Genomic DNA, 9,856 nt, shown 5'->3' with positions numbered 1-9,856 from the left:
CACAGGTATGTTATATTTCTCCATCAGCTCCTTTGTCAGCTCGATCGCTGCTTTTACCGTAGCGTCCACAAAGTACCAGTCCCGGCTTGTGTCAGCCAGATTTCCGCTGCTATTTCTTACACACATTTCAATACCAATACTATTCTGATTCCTGCATTCCGGGTGGATGTATGATTTTGCCCCACAATGCCATGCAATGTCCTTTTCCTCAACGGACTGCCAAACTTCCCCGTCAAATCCAACATAATAGTGAGCACTGGCACCAATGTACTGAGAGGCGTAATATTTGCAGTTTGCTTCTGCTCCTCCCAAGGCTCCTACATAATGGATCACAATGTACTTAATGCGGTCCGTATTTCCAGTATTATAATTATAAGGTGAAAGTAATTTCTTGATCTGCATATTTTCCCTCCAATTAAAAAAGGCCCAGGATTATCCCATGCCCAAAAGTTACCCTGTTACAACAAGTTATTCTGTTGCTTCTGCTTTCTTTTTTAACACATCAATGGCTTTGATCAGAACTGCAGGAAGCGGCAGACCCATGAGTCCGGCATTTTCCACGATGGAGATCAGCTCGTTTGCCATGAATCCTATAATCACCATGTCCCGTATGTAATTGGTTCCGATAGCCAGATCCAGACGGTAGGCAATCAGAACAAACAGAAGGGTCATGCACTTGCGGCAGAGCCCTTTAAAGCCGGCTTTTGATTCCAGGGCTCCCGTTTCAGTTTTGGTACTCCTCTTAAAGATTCCGGCTACGGCCAATCCGGAAAGAAAATCAATTACCATAAAAAGGACCAGAGTACCGATCCCGGTATCCCAGCCCCCAAACAATGACGCTATGAAGCTTCCCACAGTTCCCACTACCATACAAAGTGCTTCTTTTTTCATTCTCATATTCCTCACTCTTTCTTATACTCTTTCCCGGTGATATCCAGGTATTCTTTTTCGGTGATCCAACGTCCTACGGCATTCCATACCATTCCAACGGACCATAGACTTGCTTCATAAAATCCTTTCACCTTTTCAAATTTATTCATCGTTTTATACCTCCATTTCATATCCTGACATCATGGACAGGTACTCTATCTGAGCGTTAAGGACCTGTACCTGCTTCTGGGATTCCTCATACTGATTTTGAATCAACATAAGGGTACGGTAATCTACAAAAGGATAACAGGCATAACCACTCTGGATTTTGTTTCCTCGTTCATCAAGCCTATAAAGTAGCTCGCCAGTTTTTTCGTCTCTGGCATTGCTCCCATCATCATTAAAGAGAAATTCATACTGAGGTTCGTATTTGTGGGCACATATACAGGTATCGCACCAGTTTCCAAACATTGCATTTCTTGTTTGTACAACTTCATAGACTTCTTTGAAATAACTTGGTTCTTTATCTAATGATAATATTTCATTTTGTTCATTTACATATATTTTCATTTAAACTCCTCCTTAACTCAACCAAATTCTATAAATAGCGCCTTTTATATTGAATCTATCTAAATAAAGCCTTAATAAGCCTGTCATTTCAAAAGGCGATACACTTATGCTAAGTGTATAATAGCCAGATACCTTAACAAGAACTACTTTATAAAGCTGAGTCCATGAAGAACCATTATTTGTGCTAATATAAAAGTCATAATAGTTCCCATCATTTTCAGCATACCCCTCTATATTTAGATAATTTTTACCAGAGAGATTTACGTTAACTGAGGTTCTTATATCTGCACTTGAGTTGACTGATATTTGCCCGGAATCCAATGTCACTTTTGCTCCAGACCATCCCGCAACATTGTTCCCTCTATAATATAAATCCTGAACGCCAGGTACATATCCCTCAAACGTACCGGTTCTTCCGCAAACCCATTCACCTTTTTTCAGTTTTGCAGGAGTCAAACCTATTGCATTAGCAACCTGATCGTAACTCATATATTCATACCCATTATTTGCCCATGAATACCCATGAAAACCTCTTGCAACGGCCACCTCAAACCTATTATTATTAATCCGAATTGCATCTATTGCGGTAGGGGTCCCACTATAATTAGGCATGGATCCTGTTCGCTTGCTTTTAGGGTCCATACTGTAATAAGACCTTCCCGCTAATACCTGATCGTCTGATGCATTTCCGCTTAATGCCAACGTTCCGGGCATTGGATTGCCATCTTTATCAACAATCACTTTCCCAGCCAGCACATCACCGACCCCAGCCGTTATCACATCCAGGTCAGCCCCGCCGCCACCTCCCGGCATCCATATCTTTCCCATACCTTACACTCCTTTCAAACCGATTTTGATATCCGTAGTCGGCTTTTTGTATACCTTAAATAAGGCAGTACCAGCCCCCAGGGAGGCCGTACCACTTGTTATAATCCCAAAGGCCTTACTATATGCCTTTTGGACTGCTTCTGTGGCTCCATCTGCCAAAGCACTTACTACCGTAGCCTCCATCTCCGCCGTGGCTCCTGCAACCGTTACTGTCTGCGTGTACGGGGCTGCACTACCGGTCCAGCCTGCGGCAGTCAAGGTGGCCTCTGTCACGTGATCAAGCCGATTGATTGCCTTATTCGTATCATTAATATCTTTTGCCCCAAAACTATCACCTACCGGATCATAGGGGGTCACATCTTCGAAGCTCATTGTTCCATCTGCATTTGTAATCATGCGGTATTTTCTGTTCCCGGCAAATCCATCATCTTTATAATCAGTTTTTAATGCCATTTCTTTTTCCTCCTAACTTAAAGGGCAGCCGATTATGATGCTCCGCCCAGATCCCCACCCGGACGGAGATTACAAAGTTCTCTTTCGCTGCCACTGGATTTTTACTTATATTTACGCTTGTGATCTCAATCTGCGCCATAGACCCTCCTTAATCAGTCACCTTTACAGACAGAACAAAGGTCTTGCCGGCATCTACTGGGTTCGGTACCAGACTCACCTCTGAGATAACCGGAGCTGCTGTATCCAGGATGACGGCCCTTGTTACCGTAGTTGTCTTACCTGCTCCATCTTTCGCCACGATGGTGATCGTATTGGCCCCCTCCGCCAAGGTGAGTGGTTTGCTAAATGTACCATCACCATTCACAGTCACATCAGCCGCGGATCCACTATTAAGCTTAACAGTCACGGTCACAGGGCTGGAAGTCACATCATTGGTGTTTCCGGTCACTGTGCAGGCCGCCTGATTGGTGATCAGATTATTGGCAGGAGCTGTTACGTTTAGGGTGGGCGGTACTGTATCAATTTTAAAGGTCACATTTTTCTGCGAAGCTGCATTACCATCATAGTCCGATGCATCTGCCTTTATTGTATGACTGCCATCTGCCAAAGCTGATGGAGGCGTATAGCTGCAGGTAAATCCTTTTCCGGATGCGGTTTTCGTAATACCAGAGGTGACAACCGTAGAATCTATGGTTAGCTTAATTGTATCAGGATCTACGCCGGAATCATCATCTGTAATATTCCAGGTGATAGCGGGCTTATTATTGGTTATCAAGGCTGATGCTGTCGGGGCTGTTATCGTAATGACCGGAGCCACCTTTTCTTTGACAGTAAGCCGCAGGCTGCTTCCAAGCGTACTGTCCGTTGCGTCCTTTGTGGTGACGTTTCCCGCCGTATCCTCTGCTTTGATGGATACAGGGTAATAATGTCCACTCAAAGGATAACTGGACGTTGATGGGGCGGTGATGGTTGCTTCATAGGCTCCTGTGGAGCTGTTCAACGTTAGATTGTAGGTCTGGCCATTGAGCGTGGCCTGTACCGTTTTAACACTCATAAAGTTCCTCTCTTTCCTAATGAAATGGGTAATCTTCTCCGGGCTTTCATGATTCCATATAGCCGGTCAAAGAGCTTCTGGCAGGCCTCTTCTATCTGGTTCAATTCTCCATAACTCAAAAATGGCTTATTCTCCAGGTGGACACTGTACTGATCTGCTGGAAGGCCAGAGGCTATGCAGATGTAATTCAGATTCTTTTCAATCACCTGGAAGTCTTCCGGCTTTGGATATTCTTCCCAGCTCTTATCCGGACCCATGTTTATAAATTCCACACTGTTAAAAAGTGTATCTGCAATTCGCTTGATGTAACAAACATTATATTTGATCCGGTTATAATCTACTGCGTTAAAGTAATTAGGCGGTTCCCAATGTTTTGTAGTGATAAAGATATTTTCCTTCACCACCAGCCGAAGATCCCCACCAAGCTCTGGATCGTCTTTGCCTTTTATCGTGATATTGCCAGCAACGTCACCAGACTGCAGGGTGACCGCATAACTGCGGTATTCCATCAAATCCGTGTCAGGAGCTTGGGGGGCCGGGATAACAGCGTGATACGAACCGTCCTCTCCCAACGTCAGCTCGTAGGTAACGCCATCTATAACAGCTCTAGCATACTTTACCGACATACTGCACACCTCCCCCGGCCAAGATGGAAGGTACATCGAGGGCGGCCCCTGGATTGTCCCATCAGGTTCTCATACATTTTCAGGCAGCCCCCCTCAATACGATTTAAGGCTAGGTAATCTGGAAAGGGCTGGTTCTCGTACCATGTCACCGTTTCCCCCTTCCAATAGGGATAGATGCTATCGCGGATCCGGCCAAGGTTATCCTCCAGGGTATTGATTTCGTCTGCATAGAAACTATAGTCCTGATAGCCCTTATCAGGTCCCATTTCCTTGATTGCAAAATCCGGATATAAGGTAACGGCCAGCGCCCGAAGCTCCTGAAGGTTATTCTTGATCCGGTTATAATCTTCTATATTAAAATGATCTTCTTTCTTCCAGATCTTAGGTTGTATCCACATCCATATACCTCCTTGCCTTGATTGATCCAGATAACGCTCCGTTAAATTTAAGGGTATGGTCATAGATCCGGATCAGCATATCGGGGATATACCGGTTTTCCAAAAAAGCCAGATCATTGGCATCGATGCGGGGTTCTCCCCGGTACTGAAGCTCATACTCCCGGTCCGCTTTCATGTAGTTCCCGATCCACTCAGCCAAGTCAGCGGCATGGATCATGCCAGACACCAGGGGGTTTTCCCAGGTCTCCAGGCTGCCAGTAGGGTTTAATTGCCTGCTTACCTTGGCCTGGCTTGTCGTGTATTCTCGGCCAGTCAAAACAACCTCTACCGCGCCGGTGGCCCCCGTAATCTCCACAGTGGCATAATAACTGCTGCTGTCAACGATAATAGCCTCCTGCCCCTCCTGCGGCTCTGTCAGAGTACAGGATAAGTCATAGGCCGCATTATTAAAGTAGAATGTATACCTGTTTTCTGCAGGTGTGACTACAATCGTCTCTTTGCCCAGCTCTTTGTTATCCCCGGCCTGATTGTAAATAGTCCGGATCACCTGCAGCTCTCGCACCTTGGCCTGCTGAATACCTTTCGGGGTCTTGGTCAGCTCATGGCTATATTCCAGACGGTAATCCGTCACATCCCCGAAGCCGATGTAATCCAGCAGGATCCGGTTGTGTGGTCTGGCTCTTATAAACTCAATCTCCACGCAGTCAAAGGTTTTAAACTCCCGGCTAACAATCGTTTCCTGGCTGATCTCCCGGATTGTAATATCTTCCACCGGTTCTCCAAACAGGCCAGTATGTATAACAAATTCTTCTGGAGGATTTCTACCAAAAAGGAACTGCACTCCAAAACAGGTAAAGGAAGCTTCTAGCTGCACTGTAACACGGGGATTTTCTATAAAGGTACCGTCCTCCCTGCTCATGGCTTGACTGACATATCCCATATCCAGATAGGGGGCCTGTTCAGTGATAAAATACTGACTGGCATCCGCCTTAGTAAAATCTGATGCGTAGGAAGCGTATTCTGCTTTCTTTCCCGGTTTTAAGATGTTCCCGGCCTGGCTATACTCCGTCCCTTCTTCACCACTGGCCGCCATATCTGGAATGAAGCTGGATCGTAAAAAGATGCTGCCACTCCTGTCCTGATAGAGAATGCACCTGCCTGCATTGGCGATCAGCTGCAGGGCTTCCTTGTGAGAGACAACCGGCATCGGGTTGGAAACCTTTACGGTCTTTAAATAAGGATCGATCCAATAGGACCGGGAATCTACCTTGGCATCTGAAAACACATCAGCCGCCAGATCATACAGGCTGATCCCTTCCGGTCGGTATAGGCCTTTATAATAGGTTCCGTCCATGCCGTCAAAACGATCTGTTGCTGAAAATTCCATCTGCTCATCATCGGCAGACCATTCTTTCAGCTGAACAGTTGCACCAGGAAACCATTCCACGGATCCGTCATCAAGCTCCTGGCCGTATAAAACAGTGATATCCTGACCAATCTCCAGGAAGTTTACAGAGCTATTGACGTTCTCCACATCAAAAGCCCGGTCCTTATTATTTACGGTTAGATTAAAATCAATGGTCGGCAGCTCTTCCATAATAGGGCTGATGTGCTCCCTTTTGGTAGCTGATAGGATCTTCCGGCTGTCAAAATATACACCGATACCCATAGTTACCATGTGGATCCGGGACCGGCTCTTGCCGTTTATCATGCTCAAAGGGGTAAAGCGCAGGAACGTTGCCCCGTTGAAAATCTCCTCTGTGACGAAATGCCCATCTGTATTACCCTTGATTGCCACCGTGTTGTTATCGGATTCTATGACAAAATCCACTGGGTAGGCTTTTCCAAACTCAATCGTTAAGCCTTTGATGTCATACTCAATCGGAAACCGGATCTCTATAGGGCCAAGAAGATCCTTTGAGACAAGGCCCTGATTGAGCACCACATCCGATCTCTCCCTTGGAAGGAAGTACATGCTGCCGTCCACCGCCGTGTAGTCCTGGTCACAGGTGGCATATAGCTCCTTAACTTCGTAATTGTCCAGGGGCATTTTAAAACTGCTGTAATAAGCATAATTTTCTTTGTCCGGGACGTAAGCGCTGGCCTGGGCCTGCTGATTAATAAGGCCGATGGTTACGCGGATATATGAAAACGGATCCCTGAACTCACGGCGCATCAGTTCTTTATATTTCTGACTTGCTGGCTGCACTACTCAATCACCCCACAGTCAATTATATTTACCTTACAGTCCATGTACCTTGATGGAAGTCCATCTGCATCAAATTCTATGGGGGTTGCTGTCCGGTTCCCCGGATACATGCGTATTGTCATCATGCAATTATGAACCATGTCTGGAATCCTTGCCGTCACAACAAATTTATCAAACTCCTGCAGCATAGCTGCCCAAGTGGCAGCGTCTAAAAACTTCCATTGCAGGTTCTCAAATTTGTATTGATCTCTCCCCACTCTCTGGCCTATAAACTCCCCCAGGGCACTTTTTCCGTCACTTACATTCGTTGCCACCACCAGATTCCCGCCAATGTCGGGAGACGGAAACTCCCGGCCATTGATTGTTATTACTGCCATAGTGTACCGCCTCCTTAAGTTGTTCTTAGAGAGAAACCGCTTCTCTTGTCCAGATCGGATAATTTCTTTTTAATCTCCCTGATATCAATATTTACAGTCAAATCCATGGCCTCAATCAGTTCTATGATCTTCCGGAGAAGGTCCACCATGAGGGACAGGTAGTGATCCGACATGTTCTCGGTGGGCATGGTCATAGCCCGGCCAGCCATTGCCTGGACCTGATCTGCTGTATTTATATTACGTCCGGTAGTGCCGACCAGGGACAGCTGCGGGGTTGCATTGCTGACAATGGCGCTCATGCTGGAAGCAAGCGGAGCAATGGCGGATCTCATGCCATACTGCACTGCCCTGGTGATTCCCTCCGTAATCTGCATGTTATTGGCAACCGCAGCCTTGCCTCCCCAGCTCCCCACCATTTCGGGATTGCCGTTTTCATTGGCTACGAACAGGCTTCCTGATTCTGGAAATCCTCCGGTTGCACGGCCCTTTACACCTGGACCACTATTTACATACCCTTTACTACTTCCTGAACTGGAGGATCCTTTTTTATCTTTTTTATCTTCTTTTTCTTCTGCATCGTCCTTGGCTCTGCTGAACGCATTTTTTGCCCCATCAATAACCTTATCAAATACTTCCCCGACGGTCTTTGCAATTCCTCCCAGCCAGTCCGTAATGTTACTCCATACACCTTTCATACCTTCCCAGAACCTATTCATGACGTCCTTGCCGATTTGGAGCATTTCATCCAACTTGAATACATCTTTGATTTTTTGCCAGATTTCTCCGAACCATTCCTTGATGGCGTTCCACTTGTCTTCAATGGTGGATTTCACACTGTCCCAGATTTCAGACAGCTTATCCCTGATCGCTTCAAAGACTTCGGCGGCTTTGCTTTTGATCGAATCCCAGATGTTTGACGCAAGGGTTTTAATACCATTCCACACCAATTCCCAAATACCTTTTATGACATCAAGAACGGTCTTGATAATGGAGCTAATGGTATTTATTGCGAGAGAGACGATACCTTTCATAGCATCCCAAATGCCGTTAAAGAAGGTCTTTATTCCCTCCCATGCTTTATGCCAATCCCCAGTGAACACACCAACGATAAAGTCCATAAGGCCGCCAAGAGCTGTCAAAATATCTCCGACAACTTTGCTTACACCCTCAAAAAATAGGAAGAATCTATCAATAGCATTTTTAATAAATTCCGCTATAATTGGAGCCGCTGCCTCCATAAACCAAAGGATAAAAGGCAGCAAAACATTTTCCCACAACGCAGTTATTGCATCAGCTGTCTTCCCCGCAAACTCCATGAACTTATCAATCAGAGGTGACAGATATTGCTCTCTAAAATCTTGGAATTTCTCAGATAAATAGGTTAGTACGGGAAGGAAATAGGTATTGTAAAGCTCCAGGAACTTTGTTGCTATTTCAGTGAAACCTTTCCCAAAAGAGTCAAGCATAGGCTTAACGTGGGTGTCATAAGTTTCGTTGATCTTTGTGAAGACTTCTTCTATAATAGATTTTATTTCAGAGAAGATAGGCTCCACAGTGGAAAAAGTATCTTCCAGAGTCTTCTTAATTAGGTCCCTGTTTTGAATGAAGGGGGCCGTAATCGTATCAAGCAAATCCCTAGCCAGTTTGCCGACCAGCTCCGTAACGCCCATAAAAGCTTCTGCAAAAATACCTTGCAAGTCGGCAGAAATCTGCTTAGCACTATCGCTTCGAAGTGATGAGAATATTGTTGCAAGTGCAACGCTAAAATTACCAGCAATATCCGCAATACTTCCCCCAATATCAAACATGGATATCAGGTACTCTTTAATCCTACCGCTGTTTTGCTCTAGAAACTTATTAATCCCGCCCAGCAGATTATCCGCTATGGAGGCGCCGATAGAAGCCATACTTCCAGTTACTTTTCCAAGATTTACAGCTATGCGGTTTCCGAATTCCTCCGCTGAAGCCAGGACTGCTGGATCGGTGAAAATACCTTTCAAACTCACACCAATTCCTTGTATGGATTGCTTGATGCTATCCAGTACAGACATATCCCCGAACCCAATGCTGAAGCCGGTCTTAAATAATCCGGCTAATTCTTTCGCCCGGTCAATTAATCCCTGGTACTTATTGCTGACTTCCTCAACGCCAGAAGTATCAAGGGAACCCATGTCAAACTCATCTGCAGCATAGTCACCTGCCCCCCCAGATCCAGAGCTGCCACTTCCAGTATCCGGATCGATGATATTTAACTCATCAATTCCAGTAGACATTCCCTTGATATCCTTGGCCGCTTTCTTGGCAGCTCCACCTGTCCCTCCGATAGCACCAGAAGCATTATCCGCAGCATCGGTAATAGCCTCCATGCCAGAAGCCGCTGCAGCCGATACACCCCCACCGGAACCTTTCTTTCCGGATATCAACTCCGTGAACGCCTTGAACGCCTTGGCAAGGCTCATCAGCTTTCCGAT

At 45.8% G+C, this 9,856-nt stretch carries 13 protein-coding genes; all 13 read right to left on the bottom strand.

Annotated features, from left to right (window positions below; genetic code table 11):
• The coding region (locus tag RT269_RS28705) for a peptidoglycan recognition protein family protein (RefSeq protein WP_313187836.1) at positions 1-402 on the bottom strand (402 nt) is incomplete at its 3' end.
• Positions 403-468: 66 nt separating this feature from the next.
• On the bottom strand, positions 469-891 hold the full coding sequence (locus RT269_RS28700) for a phage holin family protein (RefSeq protein ID WP_025230461.1): 423 nt from the start codon (positions 889-891) through the stop codon (positions 469-471).
• An 11-nt stretch (positions 892-902) separates the two neighbouring features.
• Positions 903-1,040 (bottom strand): XkdX family protein, encoded by a 138-nt coding sequence (locus RT269_RS28695; protein WP_313184913.1) that lies wholly within the window; start codon positions 1,038-1,040, stop codon positions 903-905.
• Positions 1,041-1,044: 4 nt separating this feature from the next.
• Positions 1,045-1,440, bottom strand: a complete 396-nt coding sequence (locus RT269_RS28690) for a hypothetical protein (RefSeq protein ID WP_025230463.1) — start codon at positions 1,438-1,440, stop codon at positions 1,045-1,047.
• A 12-nt stretch (positions 1,441-1,452) separates the two neighbouring features.
• Positions 1,453-2,268 (bottom strand): hypothetical protein, encoded by an 816-nt coding sequence (locus tag RT269_RS28685; protein ID WP_313187833.1) that lies wholly within the window; start codon positions 2,266-2,268, stop codon positions 1,453-1,455.
• Positions 2,269-2,271: 3 nt separating this feature from the next.
• Positions 2,272-2,721 carry a hypothetical protein gene (locus RT269_RS28680; RefSeq protein ID WP_313187832.1) on the bottom strand — a complete coding sequence of 150 codons (450 nt, stop codon included), beginning with the start codon at positions 2,719-2,721 and terminating at the stop codon, positions 2,272-2,274.
• A complete protein-coding gene (locus RT269_RS28675) occupies positions 2,705-2,860 on the bottom strand; it encodes a hypothetical protein (protein ID WP_313187830.1) in 156 nt (51 codons plus the stop codon). The genes RT269_RS28680 and RT269_RS28675 overlap by 17 nt, the downstream gene beginning before the upstream one ends.
• Positions 2,861-2,869: 9 nt before the next feature.
• The gene (locus RT269_RS28670; RefSeq protein WP_313187829.1) at positions 2,870-3,775 is read right to left on the bottom strand and encodes an Ig-like domain-containing protein; all 906 of its coding nucleotides are present in this window, start codon (positions 3,773-3,775) and stop codon (positions 2,870-2,872) included.
• The gene (locus RT269_RS28665) at positions 3,772-4,401 is read right to left on the bottom strand and encodes a hypothetical protein (RefSeq protein ID WP_313187827.1); all 630 of its coding nucleotides are present in this window, start codon (positions 4,399-4,401) and stop codon (positions 3,772-3,774) included. Before RT269_RS28665 ends, RT269_RS28670 begins: the two co-directional genes overlap by 4 nt.
• Positions 4,392-4,799: a hypothetical protein gene (locus tag RT269_RS28660; protein WP_025230468.1), complete on the bottom strand. Its 408-nt coding sequence runs from the start codon at positions 4,797-4,799 to the stop codon at positions 4,392-4,394. The genes RT269_RS28665 and RT269_RS28660 overlap by 10 nt, the downstream gene beginning before the upstream one ends.
• The gene (locus tag RT269_RS28655) at positions 4,783-7,008 is read right to left on the bottom strand and encodes a hypothetical protein (RefSeq protein ID WP_313187826.1); all 2,226 of its coding nucleotides are present in this window, start codon (positions 7,006-7,008) and stop codon (positions 4,783-4,785) included. Before RT269_RS28655 ends, RT269_RS28660 begins: the two co-directional genes overlap by 17 nt.
• Complete coding sequence (locus tag RT269_RS28650; RefSeq protein WP_025230470.1) at positions 7,008-7,385, bottom strand: hypothetical protein; 378 nt, start codon at positions 7,383-7,385, stop codon at positions 7,008-7,010. Before RT269_RS28650 ends, RT269_RS28655 begins: the two co-directional genes overlap by 1 nt.
• A gap of 14 nt (positions 7,386-7,399) precedes the next feature.
• Positions 7,400-9,856: phage tail protein (locus RT269_RS28645; protein ID WP_313187825.1), on the bottom strand; the 2,457-nt coding region annotated here is incomplete at its 5' end.

The organism is Lacrimispora sp. (genome assembly GCF_032078915.1).
In the GTDB taxonomy this organism is placed as follows: Bacteria; Bacillota; Clostridia; order Lachnospirales; family Lachnospiraceae; genus Lacrimispora.
The sequence above is the reverse complement of the archived record's forward strand: the minus strand, read 5'-3'. Positions and strand labels throughout refer to the sequence as shown.